Origin of the sequence: Oxalobacter paraformigenes (assembly GCF_000158475.2) — a bacterium.
GTDB lineage: Bacteria > Pseudomonadota > Gammaproteobacteria > Burkholderiales > Burkholderiaceae_D > Oxalobacter > Oxalobacter paraformigenes.
In genome coordinates this window covers 190,258-213,818 of record NZ_KI392030.1, presented here as the reverse complement: position 1 = coordinate 213,818, position 23,561 = coordinate 190,258, and the positions used below count along the sequence as shown (strand labels likewise).

The window sequence follows — 23,561 nt, the reverse complement described above, 5'->3', positions numbered from 1 at the left end:
CTGTTCAGGCCAACTTTACGACCCGCTTTTGATTTCCTGGATAGACGGGTCATTCCAGGAACCGGTGACGCGATATTCATGCGTAAACTGTTTCATCAAGGGTTCCCGCAAAAACATCTGGGCAAGAAACGTACCGATTCCAATAGCCGGATTGACAAAACCGTAAGCAATTGAAGCGGCTGCAGCGTTGATTTCGGGAATCACGACAACGTGCAGGTTCTGCGATTCTTCCCCAATATTGACGCTACCGTCCATCAACACCGCCGCGTTGACTCCGTTCATTTTCAGGTTTTCCGTCGTCATTATGCCGTTGGCAATCCGGGCATTGGCTGTAATTTCATCAAAGGCGAACCCTTTTGAGAAAACATCGCGAAAATCCAGATTCAGACGGCGTGGCAAAGACTGCAGACTGATCACACTTAACAATTTGGCCGCGCCAGGATCGGCTTTCAAAAATTGCCCGGATTCTACTTTAAGCGACAATTTACCCGATAAAGACGGAATGTCCAAGGCGAAAGGCAACCCGTCCCAACTGATATCACCCTTCATTTCCCCGTGACCGCCCCTGATGAGATCATTGTAGCCGAAACGGGTCAGCAATTTACCGGCATTTTTTATGTTCAGTACGTAATTCAGTTTGGTCTGCTGGCGATTTTCCGCGGACGTAATCCAGCTTCCCGATGATTCAAGCACGGCATCAGGATTGGCGATTTTCAGGCGATTGATTCTCCATTCCCTGCCATCTTTAAACGAAACGTTATTGGCGACAATCTCGGTCTTGCCCAAATGGATACCGAACAGAACCAGATCGTCCGTTACGATGTCCAGTGCAGGAATCCGGTAAATATCTTCCCTGCCCGTCATGTCCGATACTTTTTTCAGAGACGATTGCAAAATATTCAGGGATTTGAGACGCGCCACCAGCTTGCCTTCCTCTGTTTTTCCAGAACCTTCAATCCATTTCAACTGGCCATTCATCTGATCGGAGCGGATTGCGATATCCCAGCGCCCGGATTGACGCGTTCCGTCCAATCGCGCATTGGTCAGCCACAAATCCATTGCCGTCATTTCATCAGCATCAACGGAAAAATGGTCGGGATACAAGTACTGGGCCAGTCCGTCGCTTCCTGACGAAGCTGGCGCACTTTCACCGCCTACGGAATAAAAATCCTTTAAAACATCGCTCCATTCATTGAAATCGATATTGTGCAAACTCAGATCGAGGGAAAGCCCTTCCTTCGGCTCCATGCTCTTATTGATCCCGATATTGCCCCGGACAACCCGCCAGTTTCCCTGTTTCGTTTTTTGGCGCATGTACCTGGCCGACATATTGTCGCCATAAGCGATATCGAGTTCATCACGCAAGATATTTCCGGACGCGGGCCGGTCTTTAAGCACGATTTTCAACGGAACCGTACTGATTGCCTGCTTGCCCAGTGGAGCGGGCAAACCGATTTTCAACCCCTTCAAACCGGAATCGATACGTATTTCACTATCGCTGACATTGACGACATAAGGAGAGCTACCCGCCAGTTTTTCCATCATCTTGCCCATCATTCCGGTCGCATACGTCCGTTGCAGCCCCCGGGCACTCAATACCCCGTCCGCACGTACCAGAAAACGGCCGCCAGCCAGCGTACCACCCGATACCGTCACCGGCTCATTCAAAAAGCTGGCCTTTATTTTTTCCAGCCTGAAACCCTTTTCGGAAAAATGAAGCTGACCCTGCGTTTTCGCAATGACCGGCAAATCTTCCAGCAAAACGATATCGTTGTCGTTGAACCGCAATGTACCGGCAACTGTTGAGCTCTCCAGCCTTTCAATCGGCAATTGCAATTTCAGCGCCAACGCGGCGTTCCCCGATGCCACCGTCTTTTCAGTCAAATGGCCGATCCAGTCAGAAACGGGCGTTACATTGACGAACCCGACCAGATTCTGAAGGGTTCCATCCGCGTCGCCTTTGACCTCCAGAAGGGGGTTGTTTGCCAGAACATCGGGAATCACGACTTCCACGTTTTTCAATTCGACATTATTCGTCAATGCCTTGTCCGCATGAATTGCCAGAAGGGCGCCATTCATTTGAAACTGACCCTGTATCTTTTCGATAACCGGCCAGAGCGGCCGCCTTCCGTCCGGCGAAAGCAGGGTAGGCGCATAATTCAATGCACCATCAACCAGTTTCGCCTGAACCGTAAAAAGACCTTCTGTTTTACCGCTGGCATATGGGAAATCGGCCAGATCGCCTTTTATCTGGATCATCCCTTCACTGACCCTGCCTCCCTTCAAGGCGCCGAAAAGCCATTGATGCAGCGTTTCGGGAGTCTGAAGCGGGATATATTTTTTTACATCAGCGATATCCAGATTTTGGATTTTTGCCGATAAATCCAGAGAACCATATCGGTTTGTCTTATCGTCGAGACTGTTCGTATATCGGCCCGAAACATCCGCACGCATTCCCCTTTGCAAAAACGACAGTTCTTCCACCTCGACCGCAAGAACATTTTCATGGGAACGTTTCCATTGCAACCGTGCCTTCAGTTCGTCGAATTTCTGCGGCAGGGTTTTCGGATAAAGCGGCAAAACCAGTGCAGAATGCCTGGAATCCAGTTCCAGATTACCGCCATATTCATTGACGGAAATCGATCCCGTCAGATTTTCAAACCCCAGATTTGCCGAAATCGCAGACATTAAAGCGGGAGTCTTCTTCAAGCGGGTCTCTTCATTTCCCGGCTTTTCCATGAATGTCAAACCGTCGAAATGGCCTTTGATCAGATACGAACTCTTTTCCGCCGATGTTTTTTTCCAGTCCAGAAAGAAATTGGATACTCTGCCTGAAAAATCATATTTATCGATTTGCCGACGGATATCTTCGTCGAGCGGCAGATAAGGAAGAAACGCTTTCAGCTCCCCGACGTCCAGTCTCTCCGCTTCAACCATCGCCTCATCAGGCGCATTTGCTTCCCCCGGAACATACGTGACAGAAAAACTGGCATCGTCAAGTTTTTTCCGGTTCAGGGTTTCCAGCGACAAATGACTGGCGGAATACGAATAGACCGGTTTCGCTTCCGCTCCCTTGACGAGAGGCGGCCTGCCGGTTTTCTGGATTGAAAGGCGTCCGGACGCCTTCAGCAAATCAAGCTGAGGCAACGTCGCTTCCATCTTTAGCCGGATATCTTCCCCATCAATGTCTGCCGTCAAGCCGGTCAGCTGAAATTCATCCAGCGTCAACCAGGCCTGGACGGCCCCCCGTCCGCTAATCAGGCCGATCGGAAAATCGGCCAGTCTTTTCCATTCTGCCATATCGACACCGGACATATCGACATAGAGCTCGCCCTTCCATCTGGAAATATCGGATATTTTGTCCGCGAACCGTGGATGCAAAAGATTACCCCGGATATCCAGCGAGCCCGTCAATTGTGAATCCGGAACAGCAGTCATCCGAAACTTGTGCCTGCGCCCGCGATTCTTCATGGCAAAATCGACCTGTTCCAGATTCAGTTCGGCACCATTACGAAATTCGTCTTTCCAGTGCAGCACACCGTCACTAAGGACAATCTCGTGCTGCTTTAAAATCCAGTCGGCAATGCTGTTTTCATTCTGTGCCGCAGGATCGACAAGCACACCGGCCACATGAAAACGTCCCTGCTTGTCCCGCATGACGGTGATATCCGGCCTGTCGATCTGTAACGAGGCCAGTCTGACATCCATCAGCGGCAAAGACCACCACGAAACAATCGCCGACACATTCTCCAGTCTGACGACTTCATTACCGTTACTGTCGGCCACCCTCACATTTTCAAGATCGATTTTAGGCTGAAGTCCATACCAGGAAGCGGAAACCCGGGAAAACGTAACCGGCCTGCCGATCGATTCACTGGCCAATGTTTCAAGTTCGGACTTGTAAGCGCTGACATGTGGCAACACAAGATAACGAACCCCCAGAAAAACACTCGCCACAAGCAGGTAAAAGATAAAGAAGCCTGTTAAGGCAGTCCTTAAAAAAGACCGGTAACGGTAAGCGAAATCGCCAAGCACATCTGCAGAACGCGTCCAGAACGTATTCCGTTTTTCCGTGGATTTCCGATTTTCCTGCCGATCTGATTGCATCACATATGAGAAAACAAGTAATAAACGTAAAATACCACAGTGTCGCATCAATTTTTAAACCATGGCCCAGAATAACCCCGGTTAATCTTGCGCAAAACGATATTTACCCGCTGTTACAAAAATGAAACCTTCATTAATTCCGGCAGAACAGGCTTCCCGCTTTTACCTGCACTGGTTAAACGCCGATCGTGAAAAACGTCAGCCGAAAATACAGGCCCTGAGTCAAACGCCGTTGAACCGGCTGGATTTTCCAGCCTTGTTGAAACAGGAAACGGATAGCGGTTACTCGCTGCCAAGAGCCATGCGCAGAATCAGGAATCTGCTTGTCTGTACCATTATCGAACGCGATCTTTCGGGAAAAGCGGACTTGTCCGAAGTGGTGGAAGCCATGACACTGTTTGCCGAATTCGCCATCCGCACCCATCTGGCGTCCATTTATGACGAACTGGCTGATATCCACGGTGTTCCCATGGGAGCGCAATCGGGGAAAAAACAGGAAATGATCGTTTTGGGAATGGGCAAACTGGGAGGCCGTGAGCTGAATGTCTCCTCGGATATCGACCTGATTTTCGTTTATCCCGAAAACGGAGATACCGTATCGTCCCGGCCGGGACAACGGCTTCTGTCCAATCAGGAATTTTTCACCCGGCTTGGCAAACGCTTCATTGGTGCGCTTTCCGAAATTACCGAAGACGGATTTACTTTCCGGGTAGATATGGCCTTGCGTCCCAATGGCGCATCGGGCCCCCTCGTCGCCAGCATTGGCATGGTCGAACAATATCTGATCGTACAGGGCCGTGAATGGGAACGTTACGCCTGGATCAAGGCACGGGCTGTTACGGGGAATCCGGAAGATATTGAAACATTGCAGCGCATCGTCCGCCCTTTCATTTACCGCCGGTATCTCGATTTCAGCGTTATTGATGCCATTCGCAACTTGCACCAGCAAATCCGTGCGGATGTGGTACGCCAGGAAAGGCTCCATCCCGAACGCAGCAACAACGTCAAACTGGGACGGGGAGGGATCAGGGAAATCGAATTTCTGGCCCAAATGTTCCAGTTGATCCGTGGCGGCCGCGATCAGGCCTTACAGGATAGATCGACCCGCAACACCCTTCACATTCTTGCGGAGAAAAGACAGCTTGACGAAGAAACCGTCAATGCCCTGCTCGATTCCTATACTTTTCTCCGTAATCTGGAACATCGCATCCAGTATCTTGACGATGCGCAGGTACATTCCCTTCCATCAAACGAAAACGACCTTTTGTTGATTGCACAGGCGATGGGAATGGACGATTCTCGCCAGTTGCTAGGCACCTTGCAAAAACACCGGGAATTCGTTTCCGCCCAATTCGACGCCATTTTCAGCGACAAATCGACGCCCCAGGATCAGTCAAAACCCGTCATTCCCCAACCGCTACTTTCCAGCCAGACAGAAGAAGAACAAATCCATACCCTGCAAACGAAATTCGAGATGCTTGGCTTTGCAGACACCAAAGCGGCCGCGCAACGGATGCTGGCATTCTGGAAAACAAACCGGATTTTATCCCTGTCCGACAATAACCGGACAAAACTGATTTCCCTCATCAATTCCCTTCTGCCCGAACTCCGGGCCAGCGCTCACGATCCGTTAGTGACGCTCGGCCGGCTTCTGGATTTTTTCGAATCCATTGCCCGCCGCACGGCCTATCTTTCCCTGCTGACCGAATATCCGGCCGCCGCCCACCGGCTCATGAAAATGCTCGATGCCAGTGAATGGGCGGCAAGGTATCTGACCAGGCATCCCATACTGCTGGATGAATTGTTGGATGCCCGAACGCTGCTGGCGCCGCCAGACTGGCATTTTTTTACCTCGGAACTCGACCGGCAACTGGAAAATCAGCGCAGTGACACCGAACGGTTGATGGATACATTGAGAGAAGCCCATCATGCCCAGCTTTTCCGTTTTCTGGCACAAGACCTGGCAGGCGGCCTGACAGTCGAGCGGCTGGCCGATCATCTGTCGAAACTGGCCGATATTATCGTCGAGGCCACTTTACGGGAAGTCTGGCTTGCCATGCCGAAACGCCACAGGGATACCCCCCGCTTTGCAGTCATCGCCTACGGAAAGCTCGGCGGAAAAGAACTGGGCTATGCCTCCGATCTTGACCTCATCTTTCTTTACGAAGACGATCATGCCGATGCCCCCATGTTATATGCCCGTCTGGCCCAGCGTTTCATTACCTGGATGACCAGTCCTACTTCAGCGGGTATCCTTTTCGATATCGACATTGCCTTGAGACCGGACGGAGCCAGCGGATTGATGGTATCCAGCTTCGAGTCGTTCGAACGGTATCAGAACGAATCCGCCTGGGCATGGGAACATCAGGCCCTGACACGCGCCCGCTTTTGTGCGGGAGACGAAACGATCGGCAAACGCTTTGAAGCCTTGCGCAACCGTATTCTCCGCCAGCCCCGCGATCCGGCCTGGCTCAGGGAAAAAATTCTTGAAATGCGGCAGAGAATTCATGACGCCCATCCGAACCGTTCTGCCCTGTTCGATCTGAAGCACGATGCCGGAGGCATGATCGATATCGAATTCATCGTGCAATATCTTGTCCTGGAGTATTCGTTGCAATACCCTGAATTGACAGAAAACTTCGGCAATATCGCCCTATTGAAAATGAGCGAGGGATTGGGTCTGATTCCAAAAGATTCCGGCGAAAAAGTCTCGGCCATTTACCGCAACTTCCGGAAACTCCAGCATCAGATTCGCATGCAGGGAGCGGAACAGGCGAAAGTGACGCCGGAAAGCGTTATCGAACAGAGCGATGAAGTGAAAAAACTGTGGAAACAGGTTTTTGGATAGGAACGGATTGGCAGGAACCGGCCTTCAGCCATGAAAAACTTTTTTCGGCGCTCAGTTGTCCTTGCTGTAAAGAACATCCGCCTCATCCCGCACATGACGCGACAGCAGCTGGGATACTGTACTCTTGATGGAAACCTTATCGAAAAGAATGCCTGCAACCGCATTGGCAATCGGCATTTCCACTCCCATTCTGGCCGCCAGAAGCTTGACGGTTTGTGCGCAGCGAACACCTTCTGCCACGTGTCCCAGCTCGGCGATAACCGTCTCGAGGGATTTTCCCTTGGCAAGCCCAAGTCCGACCCTGCGATTGCGGGACAGGTCGCCAGTACAGGTCAGTATGAGATCGCCCATGCCCGTCAGGCCCATGAATGTTTCCGGCCTGCCCCCCAGGGCGACACCCAAACGGGTGATTTCGGCCAGACCACGCGTAATCAGCGCGGCTCTTGCGTTCATGCCAAGCTCCAGTCCATCTGACATGCCAGTGGCAATTGCAAGAATGTTTTTGACTGCACCCCCGACTTCCACACCGGTTATATCATCGCTTGAATAAATACGCATGTTACCGCCATTGATGGCATCGACTGCCACCTGGCGAAGCGTGGGAGACTTTGAGGCAATCGTCAAAGCGCATGGCAAACCGGCTGCGACTTCCTGCGCAAAAGACGGCCCGGAAAGAACGCCTGTATTCATCCGGTTACCGGTTACCTCGGAAATGACCTGATTAGGCATCAGGCCGGTATTTTCCTCAAAACCTTTGCAAAGCCAGATCAGATTGACGATTCCCTCATCCCGGAGATTTCGGGAAACGTCACGTAGACCGGCCACCGAAGTCGCGATTATCACTATCCCGTCCCGTCCGTTTGCATGCGAAACCGCCGCATCGAAATCCGTTGTCAGTTTCAAGGGTTCCGGCAATGTGAAGCCGGGCAGCCCTACCTTGTTCTGACGGGTCTTTCCGGCTTCAACAATGACACTGCTTTTTCGATCCCACAAGACGACGGTATGTCGCAATGCAAGATTGATGGCCATCGCGGTGCCCCAGGCGCCCGCACCGAGGACAGTAATATTCATCTTTTGTGGTTCAAAAAACGGAAAGAACCCGCTCAATGCGGGACATTGGCCGTATCCGTTTGCGCTTCAGCTTCCTGTTTTTGCGCTTTCTGCTGAATACGATCACGATAATAGGCTTCGAAATTGATCTCGGCCAGATGAGCCGGTGGGAAACCGGCTCTTAAAATCATATCCGCAATATTGGCGCGAAGATAAGGATACACAATGGTAGGACAGGTAATAGCCAATACCTGATCCATGGCTTCTTTGGGAAATCCGCTTATTTCAAAAATACCGGCCTGTTTCCCTTCTACAAGATAAGCGGTTTTATCGCCGATTTTCGCCGTGACGGTTATGGTCACAGTCGATTCAAAAGTGGTTTCCGCCAGGGATTCGAAACCGACATTCAGGGACACTTCCAGTTCCGGCATTTTCTTTTCGAGAAAGATAGCCGGCGAATGAGGCTGTTCCAGCGACATATCTTTAAGATAAACGGTCTGGATCTGAAAAACGGGTTGTGAAACCTCGGATGACATGGTTACTCCGAAAAAATTAATGAAAATATTAGGCAGATTGCAAAAGAGGCAACAGTTTTCCCTCTTTATCCAAAGCGGACAAATCGTCGAACCCCCCTACATGCGTATCCCCGATGAATATTTGGGGCACCGTACGGCGGTTCGTTTTCCCGATCATCTCGGCACGAAGATTTTCGTTGGCATCGATCAGGATTTTTTCAATATCCGTTACGCCACGGGACTTCAGAAGCTGCTCCGCCATTCTGCAATAAGGGCAAACAGCAGTACTGTACATCACCACACGAGCTGTCATATCCATATCCTTTCATTTGGTGACGGGCAGGCCTTCACCCACCCACGACGACATACCACCCTTTAAAATGTTTACCTGACTGAACCCTTCCTTTTTCAGGATAGCGGCAGCCTTGTCCGATTCTTTCCCGGATTCGTCGACGATAATAACAGGTTGTCCCTTGAATTTTTCCAGTTTTGAAACCCGCTGCTCCAAATTGGAGAAAGGAACATGAATGGCATTCAGAATATGGCCGGCCTGATACTGCTTCTGGTCCCGTATATCGATAATGGCGGTTTTTCCCTTATTGATGATTTTTGTCGCCTGGGAATTGGTAATTTTTGCGCCTTTGCGAATGTAGGGCCATGCCAGTGCACCGATACAATAAAGGGCCACGCAGATAAGAAAAATGTTGTCTCTAATAAAATTCACGAGTTTATCCTGCTAGAAGTCAACGATAACAAACCGATACATTATAAAATAGAAAGACACGAGACATTCGGGTTAACTTATTTTCATTTCGATTATGCATAAAATAGTTTTCATGCGGCACGGCCAATCCATCTGGAACTATGAAAACCGCTTTACCGGCTGGACCGATGTCGACCTGACAGAACGTGGCAAAAAAGAAGCCAAAGCGGCCGGGCGCATACTGCGGGAAGCCGGTTTCGAATTCGATCTGGCTTACACTTCCGTACTGAAAAGAGCGATCAGAACCCTATGGATTGTACTCGATGAAATGGACGAAATGTGGGTACCCGTTGTCTGTGACTGGCGGCTGAACGAACGCCATTATGGCGCGCTTCAGGGCCTTAACAAGGCCGAAACAGCCAGAAAATATGGCGAGCACAAGGTTCATATGTTGCGCAGAAGCTACGAAGTAGCGGCAGAACCGCTCCTTCCCAATGATCCGCGAACCTCCTACAACGATCCCGCGTATGCTTCTTTATCAAAAGAACGGATCCCTTTGACGGAAAGTCTCAAAGATACAGTGGCGAGGGTGAAGCCTTTATGGTTTGAATCGATCGCCCCTGAAATTCGCAAGGGAAAACGTATCCTGATCGCTGCACATGGAAACAGTTTGCGCGCCCTGATCAAGGAACTGGACAATATCAGCGACAAGGATATCGCCTTGCTGAACATACCCACCGGACAGCCGCTGGTTTACGAACTGGACGACGAGCTGAAACCGGTTCGCCACTACTACCTCGGCGATCCGGCACAGATAGCCGAAGCCTTGCAGGAAGTAGAAGCGCAGGGTAGCGCAAGCTGACTTTGCGGCATAAATTAACGTTCGGGCAAAACCATACCTATTTTTTGCTCTGCAAAACGCATGAAAAAGGTCATCTTTCTTTTTTTTCTGCTCGTCTTCACTTCTGTGACCGTTCATGCCGCACAGACCGCGCCAAAACCCGGTGCATCCAGACCACAGAAAAAGTCTGCCCAAAAAACTTCCGGGAAAAATAACAGCAAGAAAACGGCTTCAACCCAATCACAGGACAAGACAAAGCAGAAACAGGCAGCCGAGGCAAAACAGAAAAATCTGAACCGCCAGCTGGCTACGCTCAAAAAGGAAATCAACCGGACAGAAAAAGCGAAAGACAAGGTCACCGAAGAACTTGCCCAATCCCAAAAAGCCATTTCCACGACCGAACGTTCCCTTTCCGAGCTCGGAAAACAGAAAACACAAACCGAAAACAGGCTTTCGCAGCTTGCGCTGGAACAGGGTCAACTCCTGGCAACCGTATCCCGGCAACAAAGCCAGCTCGCAAACATCCTGCGGGAGCAATACATAACCGGCAGTGAAGACCGGATGAAACTGCTCTTTTCCGGCGACAATCCCAACAGGATCAGTCGCGAGTTGCAATACATGAACTATTTTTCCGTCTCTTACGCCGAACTGATCAATGCCTTAAAAAAGAATCTGAAAACTGTCGATACAAAACGCCTGCAAACCGCACAATCCAAACAGGAACTGGAAAAAATAGTTGCAAAGACCCATCAGCAAAAAAACGCGCTGGAAAAGGAAAAAGCCCAGCACGCTATCCTGCTGGCCCAGCTTTCCAAAAAACTGAATGCCCAGAAAAAACAGGCTGAACGGCTGGCGCAAGATGAAAAACGGCTTGCAGGACTTGTCGGCCGTCTCGCACGGGCTATTGAAGCGCAACGAAAAGCTGCAGCAAAACAGGAAGCCGAAAGACGTCTTGCGGCAAAAAATGCAAGAAAACAGCCTGGAAAAACAAAAAGAGGCCAAAAATCCCGACCGGCCGAATACGAGACCGGGTTTGTCAAAGAAGCGCCTTACCAGCCGGATACAGCCAGTGCATTCGGAAAGATGCGCGGACGTCTGAAAATGCCTGTTTCCGGTACCGTAACGGCCCATTACGGCATGAAACGTGCGGAAGGCCCGAGCTGGAAAGGCATTTTCATCAAGACGACGGCAGGCGCTCCTGTTCGTTCTGTCGCAAACGGCCGTGTCGTTTTTGCGGATTTTCTTCGCGGCTTCGGCAATCTGATAATTGTCGATCACGGCAATCAATACATGACCATATACGGAAATGCTCAATCGCTAAACAAACGGGTCGGCGATAATGTCTCCGGCGGCGACACGATTGCCAGCGCCGGCAACAGCGGTGAGAATACGGAAACCGGGTTATACTTCGAAATACGGCACAATGGACGTGCCTATAATCCTCTGGACTGGATAAGGTGATACATGGGTAACAAATTTCGGAATATTTTGCTGGTTGGACTGGGCATTGTGGTCGGCGTGGTCGCCTCAGTCCAGTTTTCCGCCATGGCCCAGAAACAGACAGCACCATTGCCGCTTGAGGAATTGCGGCAGCTAGCTGATGTATTCGGATTGATCAAGTCGGATTACGTCGAACCGGTAGAAGACAAAAAACTGTTGACCGAAGCCATTTCGGGCATGGTCTCCTCACTTGATCCCCATTCCGCCTATCTCGACAAAAAAGCCTTTCAGGAATTGAAAGAAGGCACTCAGGGCCGCTTCGGGGGACTGGGAATCGAAGTCGGCATGGAAGACGGCTACGTCAAGGTCATTTCTCCTATTGAAGATACGCCTGCTTATCGCGCCGGTATCAAACCCGGCGATCTGATCACCAAACTGGACAGCACATCAGTCAAGGGACTGTCACTGGATGAAGCGGTCAAAATCATGCGAGGCGATCCCAACACCAAAATCACCCTGACGATTGCCCGCAAAAACATGACGAAACCGATCGTTCTCACCCTCGTCAGAGAAGAAATCCAGGTAAAAAGCGTCAAGTCGAAAATTATCGAACCTGGATATGCATGGTTGCGTGTCGCCCAGTTCCAGGAACCGACTGTGGAAGATCTGGTGACTCATATCAACCGCATTTATGCCAAAAATCCGAACATCAAAGGTATTGTTCTGGATTTGCGAAACGACCCGGGCGGAATCCTTCCCGGCGCTATTGGAGTCGCCTCGATATTTTTGCCGAAAGATTCGCTGATCGTTTCCACAAATGGCCAATTGCCGGAATCGAAAGCGACTTTTTATGCGCGTCCAGAGTACTACGCCGGCAGAACGATTAACGACCCGCTTGCAAAACTTCCCGCTTCCATCAAAACCGTTCCCGTAGTGGTTCTCGTCAACATCGGTTCCGCTTCCGCATCCGAAATCGTGGCGGGTGCTTTGCAGGATCACAAGCGTGCCACCATCATGGGAACTCAGACATTCGGAAAAGGTTCGGTGCAAACCATTCGCCAGATTTCACCGGATACGGCAGTCAAACTGACGACAGCCCGCTATTACACCCCAAGTGGCCGCTCCATACAGGCCAAGGGTATCGTGCCGGATCTGCTGGTGGATGAAACGCCTGAAGGCGATGGCATCAATGGTCTGAGAATCCGTGAAGCCGACCTGACCAAACATTTGACCAATGGAGAAGAAGAAGCGAAACCGGAAGACCGTCTCGATACCGCGGAAGAAATCAGGTTGCTGGAAAATGCCAAGAACTACAAACCTATTGAATACGGCACGAAAAAAGATTTTCAGCTGATGCAGGCCATCAATCATCTGAAAGGGAAACCGGTCAAACTGTCCAAAACCAAAATCGAAGACAGGAAAACGGAAGTGAAAGACGCCAGTACTGATAACAAGAAATCCAGTGATCCGGTCGAAAAAAGCAAATGATGAATGACGAGCAGGAGCAGCGCTATTCCCGTCATATTCTTCTTGGCGAACTCGGATATGAAGGTCAGGAAAAAATCGCCCGGTCGCATGTACTGGTTATTGGCGCAGGCGGTTTGGGCTCTCCGGCCTCGCTTTATCTGGCCTCTGGAGGATGCGGGAAAATCACGCTGGTGGATAACGACCGGGTCGAATTGACCAATCTCCAGCGCCAGATTCTGCATACAACCGACCGGATCGGCATGAACAAGGCGGAATCGGGAAAAACGACGCTTGAACGGATCAATCCGACAATCGATATCGTGACTGTTACCCAACGCATGGATGAAGACTGTCTTCCGGCACTGGTTGAAACGGCCGATGTCGTTCTGGATTGCACCGACAATTTCAAAACGAGACTTTCCATCAACCGTACCTGCATGAGTCAAGGGAAACCGCTTGTTTCCGGCGCGGTTGTCGGCTTCGATGGACAGATTTCGGTATACGACCCACGTCGGGACAATTCGCCCTGCTATGCCTGCCTGTTTCCGGAAGATCAGCATTTTGAAGATATCAGAGCCGCCCAAATCGGTGTTTTTGCACCTCTGGTCGGCATTATCGGTACCATGCAGGCGGCTGAAACGCTTAAACTGGCTTCAGGAATCGGCCAGTCGCTGGCCGGTTCGCTCCTGATTCTGGACGCATTGACTATGGAGTGGACAAAAATCGGCATAGAACGGAATCCTGACTGCCCGGTCTGTTCAAAAAGACCCTGAATTCACCTGAAAAAAGCCCCTGAACGGGGCTTTTCAATTAGTTTATCGCACCGTATTTATCCCGATAAGCCTTGACCGCTTTTCCGTACTGAACCATCTCTTCGGAGGCGCGCGCCTTTTCGAGATAACCGAGAAGGTCGTCCAGGTTGGAAATGGAAATAACCGGCATATCGTAAGTCCGCTGGACTTCCTGAACGGCTGAAAACGCCGATAGCGCATCGTCTTTTCCGGAACGCTCCATGCGGTCCAGGGCAATCAGTACGGCCCCCGGCGTGGCTCCGGACTTCCGGATAATCCCAACCGATCCGTTAACCGACGTGCCGGCGGAAATCACATCGTCAACAATGACAACACGACCTTTCAGAGGAGCCCCGACAATGACCCCGCCTTCCCCATGATCCTTGGCTTCCTTGCGGTTATAGGCAAATGGAACGTTACGTCCTTTCCGGGCCAGCGAGATGGCGACAGCAGCCACAAGAGGGATACCTTTATAAGCCGGTCCGAACAGCATATCGAAACCGGTGCCGGACTGAAGCAGGGTCTCGGCATAATAATCGGCCAATTTTCCGAGCGACTGGCCGTCATTGAACAAACCGGCATTGAAAAAATAGGGAGAAGTCCTGCCCGCCTTCGTCACAAATTCTCCAAAACGCAAAACACCGCAATCGACAGCGAAACGGATGAATTCTTCTCTTAATGCACTCACTTTTTAACCTCGGTTTTTGAAAAAAGAATGGCGCTATTGTAACTTGCCCTGAAGGCAACAGGTAGAGCACACGAATGACTTTTATTTCTAGTATGATTCCGGTTTTACATGCGGGAATATTATGTTTTCCATCACTACAGCCAATCTTAACGGTATCCGATCCGCTGTCAGAAAAGGATTTCTGGAATGGATGCACCAATCCGGTTCGCATTTCGTCTGCGTGCAGGAAATCAAGGCGCAACCTGATGATATTGTACCGGCCATCGCCAGCCCCGACCTCTTCCACGGACACTTCGGTTGCGCAGAAAAAAAAGGATATTCAGGAGTCGGCATTTACAGCAAAACCAAACCGGACAAGGTCATCCGCGGTTTCGGTTGCCCCGAATTCGATGCCGAAGGCCGGTATTTGCAATGTGACTATAAAGACTTCAGTCTGGTGTCGCTGTATGCGCCATCCGGCTCTTCCTCTCCTGAACGCCAGGAAGCGAAATTCCGCTTCATGGATCACTTCTTTCCCTTTCTGGAAAAACTGAAAGAAAGCGAACGGGAATTCATTATTTGCGGCGACTGGAATATCGCCCACAAGGAAATCGATCTGAAAAACTGGAAAAGCAATCAGAAAAACTCGGGATTCCTGCCGGAAGAACGGGCATGGCTGTCCCGCATTCTGGATGAACTGGGCCTGATCGATGTTTACAGATGCCTCCACCCCGACACGACAGACGCATCGTACACGTGGTGGAGCAACCGCGGACAGGCATGGCAAAAAAATGTGGGATGGCGGATCGACTATCAGATCGCCACCCCCGGTATAGCGGGAAAAGCCGTTTCAGCCAGTATCTACAAGGAGACACGGTTCTCTGACCATGCGCCCCTGACCATCTGGTACGATATCCCGATCTGATCAGTTGATGCCCAGATAATTGGCGATAAAGTCCGCGTCCTTGTCACCTCTTCCCGACAGGTTGACCAGAATAGTCCTGTCAGGCCCCAGTTCTTTGGCGATTTTCATCGCATAGGCAACCGCATGGGAACTTTCCAGTGCCGGAATAATGCCTTCAACCCGCGACAATGTCAGGAAAGCGTCGAGACATTCCTTGTCAGTAATGGCTTCGTATTCGACGCGCCCGATGTCCTTGAGATAACAGTGCTGTGGACCGACACCCGGATAATCAAGACCGGAAGCGATGGAGTAAACCGGCAACAGTTCGCCTTTATCGTCCTGCAAGGTATAACATTTGAAGCCGTGGAGCGTTCCCTTCTTGCCCAGACTCAATGTCGCGGCATTATCGGGAGTATCGAGCCCCTTCCCTGCCGGTTCGATACCGACCAGCCTGACGGATTCATCAGGCAAAAACTCGGTAAAAATGCCGATAGCATTCGAACCGCCGCCCACACAGGCGGTCACAACATCCGGCAATTTGTTTTCCCGCGCCAGAAATTGCGCACGCGCTTCTCTTCCGACAATGCTCTGGAAATCGCGTACCATCTTCGGAAATGGATGGGGTCCGACCACCGAACCGATGGCATAGAGGAAATTTTCAGGGTCTTTCAGGTATTCTTCGAAAGCACTGTCGACCGCATCTTTCAGCGTTTTCCCCCCACGTGTAACCGGAATCAGATTGCATCCCAGAATTTTCATCTTGGTAACATTCGGGTGCTCTTTCTTGATATCGATTTCGCCCATGTGAATTTCACAGGGAATACCTACCAGCGCACAAGCTGTCGCCAACGCCACGCCATGCTGCCCTGCGCCCGTTTCGGCGAGCACTTTGGTTTTGCCCATGTGCTTGGCCAGAAGCGCCTGTCCCAGGCAATGATTGATCTTGTGCGCTCCCGTATGATTCAGATCTTCCCGTTTGAGAAAAATACGCGCGCCACCCTGTTTTTCGGACAGTCTTTTTGCATAGAAAATGGGGCTTGGACGGCCGACAAAATCGGCATACAGTTCCTGCAATTCGTCCTGAAACTCTTTTGTTTCACTGACTTCCTCATAGGCTGCGGCAATTTCATCCATTACCGCTTTCAGCTCCGGTGAAACGATCTGTCCGCCATATTCGCCGAAATAGCCGTCCTTGTCAGGCATTTCCAAAAACTTCTGCGCCATACATTCTCCCATTTGCCGCTTATCCCAAAGCACCCGAACCATTGCGCCATGAACAGGGTGTCATTTTATTGTCAATAACTCATGTCCTGCGAACGGACAATAAGCAATCCTTTCAAAGACGAAAATTTTACACTCAACCGGAGATTTTTTTCGATGTTCCTGCATTTATTCTTGTTTTTGCCGCCAGGGCGCAATCTTCGGTAACAACAACATACCTGGCAAGGCAAGGATAAAACACAGGTTGAAGAACATGAACCAGCCCGTCATATCGACAATATAACCGGCTGACGCATTGATGAAGGTCCGCGGAACAGCAGCCAGACTGGTAAATAACGCAAATTGCGTGGCCGTGTAGCGTTCATCCGTTGTTTTCGCGATATAGGCGACGAAAGCCGCCGTGCCCAAGCCAACGCCAAACGCCTCGAAACCGATCACGAACGCCAGCAGCACCGGATCGGCTTTACCCATAGAAAGCCATGAAAACCCCAGAATGGCCAGCGCCTGAACCGCCCCGAAAACCCACAAGGCCCGATTGATTCCCAGACCGATAATCCAGACGCCACCAAGAAGACCGCCGATCAAACTGGCCCAGAAACCGGTCGTTTTGGCGATCACCCCGATCTGGGTCATGGTAAAACCCAGATCGAGATAAAACTTGGTCGCCAGCGCCGTCGCCAGACTGTCGCCCAGTTTGTACAGAAAAATGAATGTCAAAATCAAAAGAGCGCTTTTCCAGCCCGCACGACCGATAAATTCGGTGAAAGGCAAAACGACCGCTTCCCGGATCGTTTTCGGAGGAGCGCCATGAATTACCGGTTCCCGGATCACCAGCGTACAGACCAGTCCCGGGAGCATGAAAGCGGCCGTGATCCAGAATACCGCCTGCCAACTCATCATATCGGCCAGAATCAGGGACAAAGCGCCTGGAACCATGCCCGATACCCGATAAGCGTTGACATGAATGGCGCTTCCCAATCCCTGCTCCTCATCCGGCAACAATTCCCTCCGATAGGCGTCAACGACAATGTCCTGGCTGGAAGAAAGAAACGCGATGAACGTGGTCAGTAAACCGACCAAAACGAGCTGTTCACGGGGATCGAGCATCCCCAGCAAGCCGATTGAAACGAACAAGCCGACCTGGGTCAGCGCCATCCATCCCCGGCGACGGCCCAGCCAGCGAAAAGCATACCTGTCCATCAACGGAGCCCAGAGAAATTTCCAGGTATAGGGGAACATGACCAGAGCGAACAGACCGAGCGCCTGGACATTGAGCCCCGATTTTGTCAGCCATGCCTGCAACAAGGTCAGCAGAATGAATAAGGGCAGACCTGAAGAAAAACCAAGAAAAACACAGATCAGCAAACGCGGATCGAACATGGCTTTCCATTTTTTCGAGAGTGCCATTATGAGCGGATCAGGGTATTTTTCTTCTGCAGTCTGAAAATGGCAAGACTGCCGCGCCAGTTCGGCGCCAGTTTGACCGGCTTGCCATCATGAAGCGCGACGCAATCAATCACTTTCAGGCCTACCTGTTCAGCCAGATTTTCGAAATCCCGTATGGTGGCGCATCGCAGATTGGGCGTGTCGTACCACTCAAACGGCAATTCCGTCGAAACCGGCATATGACCGTTCAGCAAGGCGAAACGATGCGGCCAATAGGCGAAATTGGGAAATGAAACAATCGCTTCGTTTCCCACGCGAACGATCTCGCGCAGCAAGTCTTCCACATTTTTCATCATCTGCAATGCCGACAGGCATAAAACCGAATCGAACGAATCGTTTTTGAAAAAGGGAAGGCCTCTTTCGAGATCGTGCTGAATCACACTGACTCCCCGGCGTGCGCATCCGGGAATTTTCAGGTCGTCGAGTTCGACACCGTAGCCGGTGCAGGCTTTCGTGGTCTGCAGATATTCCAGCAATGCCCCGTCGCCGCATCCGAGATCGAGTACATGGGCGCCATTTTCCACCCAATTTGCAATAAACGCGAGATCGGCCCGCAATTTCTTCAGCTTCGGCACATTCATGAGCGGCCATCCTTTCCGATTTCATGCCAGATGCGCTCGTAATAGGCGCGAACGACTTCATGATAACGCTCGTCATCCAGCAAAAAAGCATCGTGACCGTGGGGAGCATCTATTTCCGCATACGTCACTTGCCGTCCATTGCTGATCAGGGAACGGACGATAGCCCGGCTGCATTCCGGTGAAAAACGCCAGTCCGTCGTAAACGAAACGAGCAGATACTGCGCCCTGGTGCCAGCCAGCGCCTTGTCCAGATCGCCCCCGTACTGTGCCGCCGGATCGAAATAATCCAGTGCCCGTGTAATCAGCAGATACGTGTTTGCGTCAAAATAAGCGGAAAACTTTTCGCCCTGATAGTGCAAATAGGATTCAATCTCGAATTCGACACCATAGCCGAACTTGTACTCGCCGGAACGCAGCTCACGTCCGAATTTTTCCGACATGTCATCGTTCGACAGATACGTGATATGCCCGATCATGCGCGCGACACGCAAACCGTTTTTCGGCACAACGCCATACGCGTAAAAATCGCCGCCGTGAAAATCGGGATCGGACAATATCGCCTGACGCGCTACATCGTTAAACGCGATATTCTGTGCGGACAACCGGGCTGTCGAAGCGATGACGACAGCATGACGGACCCTGTCCGGATACTGCATGCTCCAGGCCAGCGCCTGCATTCCGCCAAGCGAGCCGCCCATAACCGCTGCAAACTTCTCTATGCCCAATACATCCGCCAGCCGCGCCTGTGCGTTCACCCAGTCTTCCACCGTCAGCACCGGAAAATCGGCGCCATAAGGCTTGCCCGTTTCCGGGTTGGTATTCATTGGCCCGGTTGAACCGAAACAGGAACCGAGATTGTTCACGCCAATAACGAAAAAACGATCGGTATCGACTGCTTTGCCCGGACCGACCATATTATCCCACCATCCCGTACTTCTGGGATCGCCCTCATACAGACCGGCCACATGATGGGACGCATTTAACGCATGGCATATCAGCACGGCATTGGAACGATCCGCATTCAATTCGCCATACGTTTCATAAACCAGGGTGTAATTGGCAATACTGGCGCCGCTTTGCAGAACAAGCGGTTCCGTAAAATGCATGGACTGTGGTGAAACGATTCCAACTGATGTCATGAATATTCTGCTTTATGAAGCGGCCGCTTTTGGCAACCGGCACATTCTGGAATTCAAAATAAAAAAGCCCGAAAGCATCAGCAAATCGGGCTTGTCGTTCAAGCTCGCTTTAGCCGCATTTATTCAGGGTAACCTCTGCGCCCGCAAGCTGTTTCGTTCAAATCGGCGCAATGTCGCTAGCATAACGAAGTCGCCAGATATCGTCAAATTGGGACCGGCCGGCATTTTGACAATCATGCCCGAGCTTATCCTTTATGCATCGACAACCGGCGCTTCATCGAGTTGCAGGTCATTTACTGCCTTTTCGATAGCGTCTTCTTCCACCAAGACCAGAATTTTATCCACTTTCGGTTTCAGCACTTTCAGATCGCTGGCCAGGATTTCCTGTTTGACGTTTAAAAGCTGTGCGGGATGCATCGAAAACTCCCGAAGCCCCATACCGAGCAAAAGCCTTGTCAAATGAGGATCGCCCGCTACTTCGCCACAAACCGACACGGGAATTCCCGCTTTGCCGGCTGCCCAGATCGTCATCGAAAGCATGGATAAAATGGCAGGATGCAGCGGATTGTAAAGATGGGCTACTTCCGGATCGACGCGATCAATCGCCAGTGTGTACTGAATGAGATCGTTCGTACCAATTGAAATGAAATCGAGCCTTGAGGTAAACATCGGCAAACCCAGTATGGCCGCCGGCACTTCTACCATGGCACCGATCTTGATAGCTTCATCGAATTTTCTGTTAGCCGCCCTGAGTTGGGATTTCGCCTCCTCAATCAATGCCAGTGTCTGATCGATCTCGAAAGCATGAACCAGCATGGGAATCATCAATTTAACCGGACCGAAAGCCGAAGCCCTCAATATGGCCCTCAACTGCGCAAGGAACAGATCCGGTTCGGCGAGACAATAACGGATGGCCCGTTTCCCCAATGCCGGATTCAGTGTACCGGATTCCGGCGTCCCGATCGGTTTGTCCGCACCGATATCCAGTGTCCGGATAGTAACAGGGCGCCCTTTCATCAGCGTTACCGCTTTTTTGTAGGCTTCAAACTGCTCTTCCTCACTCGGTATTTTGCTGATACTGCCGCTACGTCCCATAAACAGAAACTCGGAGCGGAATAATCCGATGCCAGTCGCGCCGTTTTCAAGCGCCACGGTACAGTCATCCGGAAATTCGATATTGGCAAGCAGCGCAACGGGTGTACCATCAATGGTTACCGTTGGCGTCTTTTTGAGTCTGGACAATTTTTTTCTGGCTTTTGCCTGAGCGGCCTGTCTGGCGCGATATTGTTCCAGAACGAGCGGAGTCGGATTGACGATAACGATTCCGGCATCGGCATCCACGATCAGCCAGTCATCCTGCCTGATCAGCGACAAGGCACCGGCCAATCCGAAAACAGCGGGTGTATCGATACTTCTGGCGACAATGGCCGCATGCGAATTCCTGCCGCCTATTTCCGATACGAAACCGCTGAACGTATCATCGCGAAACTGAAGCATGTCGGCCGGGGAAATATCATAAGCGACCACAATCATATCGACCCGTTCGCTGTCCGGCTCTGCCGCGACAGGATGATGATAATTCGTCGGCGTACCGGTCAGAACCTTCATGATCCGTTCCGCAACCTGCTGGATATCGGCCTTGCGCTCCCTTAAATAGGGATCCTCGATCCGTTCGAATTTGGTGGAAAGTTCTTCAATCTGGGTCAGCAGTGCCCACTCGGCATTGTAACGGCGTGTCCGTATGATATTGAACGGTTCTTTCGATATCGCTGAATCCGCAAGAATCATGGCATGTACATCCAGAAAGGCGCCCAGTTCCACCGGCGCATCCTGAGGCAAATTCGACCAGATTGTCTCCAGTTCTTTCTGTACGGTACTTAATGCCTGCTGCAACCGCTCCACTTCCGCTTCCACTTTTTCCTGCGGAACCAGATAATGTTTGGTATCCATTGCCGCATGCGCGATCAAATGAGCGCGGCCGATTGATATACCGCGCGATACCGAAATTCCGAAGAGTGCAAAAGATGCCATAGTTTTTCCAGCGGGCTTTACCTATTCAGCTTCACCAAACCGGTTATTGATCAGTTCCGTCAGCGCTTTCATGCATTCAACCTCATCGTCGCCCTCCGTTTCCAGCAGAATTTTCGATCCCTTGCCGGCGGCCAGCATCATGACTCCCATAATCGACTTGGCGTTGATACGCTGGTTATTGCGCGTCATCCACACTTCACAGGCATATCTGGAAGCCAGTTGCGTCAATTTTGCCGAAGCACGGGCATGCAGTCCCAATTTGTTGATGATTTCCAGTTCCGTTTGTACCATGTTTTATAAAGTATCGAGATTAAAGCGGCAAACGACAAGAAGTGATGTGCATAAACAAGCCTGTTTCAACAAGTGTCAAAATACGTTCAGTTCCAGCCCATTTTCTTTCAACAGGGATCAATGCGGACTGCACCGTTTTTCCCGCCGGAAAGCGCTTTTTCTATAACCGTTTCCAGATCGCTTCGCCGGTAAGTAATCGCCCTCAACAGCATCGGCAGACTGACTCCGGCAATGACCTGTACCTTGTTTCCCGCACTCAGTTGATGGCAGCAATTGGAAGGCGTGCCTCCCAGAACATCGGTCAGTACAAGAACACCTGAACCGTCGTCAAGCCGCCTGATCGCCTCCAGCGCCATCCTGTTGACGTCGCATATATCCTGGTCAGCCTTGACATCGATCGCTTCGATGCGTTCCTGCTCACCTTCAAAAAGGTGCATTGCGGTAGTCATGAACGCTTCCGCCAACGGCTCATGCATGAGAAGTAATATGCCTACCATATAATCCAGCCAGTAAAAAATGAATAACGCTACCCGAAAACGGGCTTTCAAACGGCATTGTAATAAATTCAGCCAATCGGTCAAACCGTTTTTTCCAGCTCGTCCATGAACAGCCCGGCCACATTGAACCCGGTTTGACGCTCAATCTCCCTGAAACAGGTGGGACTGGTGACATTTACTTCGGTTAACCAGTTTCCGATAATATCGAGTCCGACAAGGAACAGTCCCCTGCCGGAAAGTACCGGCGCCAGTGTTTCGGCAATTTCCCGGTCTCTTTTCGATAAAGGCTGCGCTCTTCCAATACCTCCTGCCGCAAGATTTCCCCTGACCTCTCCGTTTTGCGGAATGCGCGCCAATGCAAACGGAACAACCTGACCGTTTACCAACAAAACCCGTTTGTCGCCGTCGGCAATCTCGGGGATGTACTTCTGGGCCATAACGGTTCTGCTGCCGTTATCCGTCAACATTTCGATGATGGCGCCCAAATTCAGACCTTTCTTTTCCACCCGGAAAACACCTGTCCCTCCCATGGCGTCCAGCGGTTTCAGAATAATGTCGCCATATTCGGCATGAAAAGAACGCAAGCGTTCCCCATCGGCCGTTACCAGAGTGGGCACTGTGAACTCCGGAAACTGTGCAATGGTCAGTTTTTCATTGTGACTTCGAATGGCAGCAGGCCGGTTGAAAATCCGTGCCCCTTTTCTTTCGGAAAGCTCAAGCAAATAAGTCGAATTGATGTACTCTGTATCGAAAGGCGGATCTTTTCGCACAATAACGGCACCGAACGTTTCCAGTTCGCGTTCTTCCGTCTGCTCAATTTCGAACCAGTCCGGGTTTTCCCTGCCTGTCAATTCAATGCGTTTGACAGTCGCCACAACCTTGTTGCCATCCAGCGCCATATCGTGCTGGCAAAAGGAAAAAATCCGGTGACCTCTCTTCACCGCTTCTGCCATGATGGCAAATGTCGAATCCTTTTGAACCTTGAATGTTTCAAGCGGGTCCGCATAAAAAGCCAGTTCCAT

At 51.0% G+C, this 23,561-nt stretch carries 20 protein-coding genes; 6 read left to right on the top strand and 14 right to left on the bottom strand.

Annotated elements, in window-relative coordinates; translation table 11 throughout:
* Window positions 1–15: 15 nt before the first annotated feature.
* Entirely contained in the window at window positions 16–4,107 is a 4,092-nt protein-coding gene (locus OFAG_RS00990; RefSeq protein WP_020994702.1) for a YhdP family protein, read from the bottom strand.
* Window positions 4,108–4,228: 121 nt separating this feature from the next.
* Between OFAG_RS00990 and glnE the strand changes: the two genes are divergently transcribed.
* Entirely contained in the window at window positions 4,229–6,955 is a 2,727-nt protein-coding gene (gene glnE, locus OFAG_RS00985) for a bifunctional [glutamate--ammonia ligase]-adenylyl-L-tyrosine phosphorylase/[glutamate--ammonia-ligase] adenylyltransferase (RefSeq protein WP_005878219.1), read from the top strand.
* A gap of 51 nt (window positions 6,956–7,006) precedes the next feature.
* On the opposite strand, the gene OFAG_RS00980 is transcribed toward glnE, so the two are convergent.
* The 4 genes from OFAG_RS00980 to OFAG_RS00965 are packed head-to-tail and all read right to left on the bottom strand — an operon-like array spanning window position 7,007 to window position 9,244.
* Window positions 7,007–8,026 (bottom strand): NAD(P)H-dependent glycerol-3-phosphate dehydrogenase, encoded by a 1,020-nt coding sequence (locus OFAG_RS00980; protein WP_005878220.1) that lies wholly within the window; start codon window positions 8,024–8,026, stop codon window positions 7,007–7,009.
* 32 nt (window positions 8,027–8,058) lie between these two features.
* Window positions 8,059–8,541: a protein-export chaperone SecB gene (gene secB / locus OFAG_RS00975; protein ID WP_005878222.1), complete on the bottom strand. Its 483-nt coding sequence runs from the start codon at window positions 8,539–8,541 to the stop codon at window positions 8,059–8,061.
* 28 nt (window positions 8,542–8,569) lie between these two features.
* On the bottom strand, window positions 8,570–8,833 hold the full coding sequence (grxC, locus tag OFAG_RS00970) for a glutaredoxin 3 (protein ID WP_020994701.1): 264 nt from the start codon (window positions 8,831–8,833) through the stop codon (window positions 8,570–8,572).
* A gap of 12 nt (window positions 8,834–8,845) precedes the next feature.
* Window positions 8,846–9,244: a rhodanese-like domain-containing protein gene (locus OFAG_RS00965; protein ID WP_005878225.1), complete on the bottom strand. Its 399-nt coding sequence runs from the start codon at window positions 9,242–9,244 to the stop codon at window positions 8,846–8,848.
* Between the two features lie 94 nt (window positions 9,245–9,338).
* Here OFAG_RS00965 and gpmA point away from each other — a divergent pair, with 94 nt between their 5' ends.
* Genes gpmA through OFAG_RS00945 form a run of 4 tightly spaced genes read left to right on the top strand, consistent with a single transcriptional unit; the run spans window position 9,339 to window position 13,744 of the window.
* Complete coding sequence (gene gpmA / locus OFAG_RS00960) at window positions 9,339–10,085, top strand: 2,3-diphosphoglycerate-dependent phosphoglycerate mutase (RefSeq protein ID WP_005878226.1); 747 nt, start codon at window positions 9,339–9,341, stop codon at window positions 10,083–10,085.
* Between the two features lie 60 nt (window positions 10,086–10,145).
* The gene (locus OFAG_RS00955) at window positions 10,146–11,525 is read left to right on the top strand and encodes a murein hydrolase activator EnvC family protein (protein ID WP_020994700.1); all 1,380 of its coding nucleotides are present in this window, start codon (window positions 10,146–10,148) and stop codon (window positions 11,523–11,525) included.
* A gap of 3 nt (window positions 11,526–11,528) precedes the next feature.
* The gene (locus OFAG_RS00950; RefSeq protein WP_005878228.1) at window positions 11,529–12,992 is read left to right on the top strand and encodes a S41 family peptidase; all 1,464 of its coding nucleotides are present in this window, start codon (window positions 11,529–11,531) and stop codon (window positions 12,990–12,992) included.
* The gene (locus tag OFAG_RS00945; protein WP_040719397.1) at window positions 12,992–13,744 is read left to right on the top strand and encodes a HesA/MoeB/ThiF family protein; all 753 of its coding nucleotides are present in this window, start codon (window positions 12,992–12,994) and stop codon (window positions 13,742–13,744) included. The genes OFAG_RS00950 and OFAG_RS00945 overlap by 1 nt, the downstream gene beginning before the upstream one ends.
* Window positions 13,745–13,781: 37 nt before the next feature.
* Here the strand turns inward: OFAG_RS00945 and pyrE are convergent, their stop codons facing one another.
* Window positions 13,782–14,450 carry an orotate phosphoribosyltransferase gene (gene pyrE, locus OFAG_RS00940; protein WP_005878230.1) on the bottom strand — a complete coding sequence of 223 codons (669 nt, stop codon included), beginning with the start codon at window positions 14,448–14,450 and terminating at the stop codon, window positions 13,782–13,784.
* A 121-nt stretch (window positions 14,451–14,571) separates the two neighbouring features.
* Here pyrE and OFAG_RS00935 point away from each other — a divergent pair, with 121 nt between their 5' ends.
* Window positions 14,572–15,354, top strand: a complete 783-nt coding sequence (locus tag OFAG_RS00935) for an exodeoxyribonuclease III (protein WP_005878231.1) — start codon at window positions 14,572–14,574, stop codon at window positions 15,352–15,354.
* Here OFAG_RS00935 and trpB read toward each other — a convergent pair whose 3' ends face one another.
* From trpB to gshB, 8 genes are all read right to left on the bottom strand, one after another.
* Complete coding sequence (trpB, locus tag OFAG_RS00930) at window positions 15,355–16,557, bottom strand: tryptophan synthase subunit beta (RefSeq protein ID WP_005878232.1); 1,203 nt, start codon at window positions 16,555–16,557, stop codon at window positions 15,355–15,357.
* Window positions 16,558–16,722: 165 nt separating this feature from the next.
* The gene (locus tag OFAG_RS00925) at window positions 16,723–17,961 is read right to left on the bottom strand and encodes an AmpG family muropeptide MFS transporter (RefSeq protein WP_005878234.1); all 1,239 of its coding nucleotides are present in this window, start codon (window positions 17,959–17,961) and stop codon (window positions 16,723–16,725) included.
* On the bottom strand, window positions 17,961–18,581 hold the full coding sequence (metW, locus tag OFAG_RS00920; protein ID WP_005878236.1) for a methionine biosynthesis protein MetW: 621 nt from the start codon (window positions 18,579–18,581) through the stop codon (window positions 17,961–17,963). The genes OFAG_RS00925 and metW overlap by 1 nt, the downstream gene beginning before the upstream one ends.
* Window positions 18,578–19,720 carry a homoserine O-succinyltransferase MetX gene (gene metX, locus OFAG_RS00915; RefSeq protein WP_005878237.1) on the bottom strand — a complete coding sequence of 381 codons (1,143 nt, stop codon included), beginning with the start codon at window positions 19,718–19,720 and terminating at the stop codon, window positions 18,578–18,580. The genes metW and metX overlap by 4 nt, the downstream gene beginning before the upstream one ends.
* Window positions 19,721–19,972: 252 nt before the next feature.
* A complete protein-coding gene (gene ptsP / locus OFAG_RS00910) occupies window positions 19,973–21,751 on the bottom strand; it encodes a phosphoenolpyruvate--protein phosphotransferase (protein WP_005878240.1) in 1,779 nt (592 codons plus the stop codon).
* 21 nt (window positions 21,752–21,772) lie between these two features.
* Window positions 21,773–22,042, bottom strand: coding sequence for an HPr family phosphocarrier protein (locus tag OFAG_RS00905; RefSeq protein ID WP_005878242.1), 270 nt, complete (start codon window positions 22,040–22,042; stop codon window positions 21,773–21,775).
* A 107-nt stretch (window positions 22,043–22,149) separates the two neighbouring features.
* Complete coding sequence (locus OFAG_RS00900; RefSeq protein WP_020994698.1) at window positions 22,150–22,539, bottom strand: PTS sugar transporter subunit IIA; 390 nt, start codon at window positions 22,537–22,539, stop codon at window positions 22,150–22,152.
* A gap of 80 nt (window positions 22,540–22,619) precedes the next feature.
* Window positions 22,620–23,561, bottom strand: coding sequence for a glutathione synthase (gshB, locus tag OFAG_RS00895; protein ID WP_005878246.1), 942 nt, complete (start codon window positions 23,559–23,561; stop codon window positions 22,620–22,622).

Coding starts and splice junctions, on each gene's coding strand:
- OFAG_RS00990 (WP_020994702.1), bottom strand. CDS start 4,107: ATGCAATCAGATCGGCAGGAAAATCGGAAATCCACGGAAAAACGGAAT.
- glnE (WP_005878219.1), top strand. CDS start 4,229: ATGAAACCTTCATTAATTCCGGCAGAACAGGCTTCCCGCTTTTACCTG.
- OFAG_RS00980 (WP_005878220.1), bottom strand. CDS start 8,026: ATGAATATTACTGTCCTCGGTGCGGGCGCCTGGGGCACCGCGATGGCC.
- secB (WP_005878222.1), bottom strand. CDS start 8,541: ATGTCATCCGAGGTTTCACAACCCGTTTTTCAGATCCAGACCGTTTAT.
- grxC (WP_020994701.1), bottom strand. CDS start 8,833: ATGACAGCTCGTGTGGTGATGTACAGTACTGCTGTTTGCCCTTATTGC.
- gpmA (WP_005878226.1), top strand. CDS start 9,339: ATGCATAAAATAGTTTTCATGCGGCACGGCCAATCCATCTGGAACTAT.
- OFAG_RS00955 (WP_020994700.1), top strand. CDS start 10,146: ATGAAAAAGGTCATCTTTCTTTTTTTTCTGCTCGTCTTCACTTCTGTG.
- OFAG_RS00950 (WP_005878228.1), top strand. CDS start 11,529: ATGGGTAACAAATTTCGGAATATTTTGCTGGTTGGACTGGGCATTGTG.
- OFAG_RS00945 (WP_040719397.1), top strand. CDS start 12,992: ATGAATGACGAGCAGGAGCAGCGCTATTCCCGTCATATTCTTCTTGGC.
- OFAG_RS00935 (WP_005878231.1), top strand. CDS start 14,572: ATGTTTTCCATCACTACAGCCAATCTTAACGGTATCCGATCCGCTGTC.
- trpB (WP_005878232.1), bottom strand. CDS start 16,557: ATGGCGCAGAAGTTTTTGGAAATGCCTGACAAGGACGGCTATTTCGGC.
- OFAG_RS00925 (WP_005878234.1), bottom strand. CDS start 17,961: ATGGCACTCTCGAAAAAATGGAAAGCCATGTTCGATCCGCGTTTGCTG.
- metW (WP_005878236.1), bottom strand. CDS start 18,581: ATGAATGTGCCGAAGCTGAAGAAATTGCGGGCCGATCTCGCGTTTATT.
- metX (WP_005878237.1), bottom strand. CDS start 19,720: ATGACATCAGTTGGAATCGTTTCACCACAGTCCATGCATTTTACGGAA.
- ptsP (WP_005878240.1), bottom strand. CDS start 21,751: ATGGCATCTTTTGCACTCTTCGGAATTTCGGTATCGCGCGGTATATCA.
- OFAG_RS00905 (WP_005878242.1), bottom strand. CDS start 22,042: ATGGTACAAACGGAACTGGAAATCATCAACAAATTGGGACTGCATGCC.
- OFAG_RS00900 (WP_020994698.1), bottom strand. CDS start 22,539: ATGGTAGGCATATTACTTCTCATGCATGAGCCGTTGGCGGAAGCGTTC.
- gshB (WP_005878246.1), bottom strand. CDS start 23,561: ATGGAACTGGCTTTTTATGCGGACCCGCTTGAAACATTCAAGGTTCAA.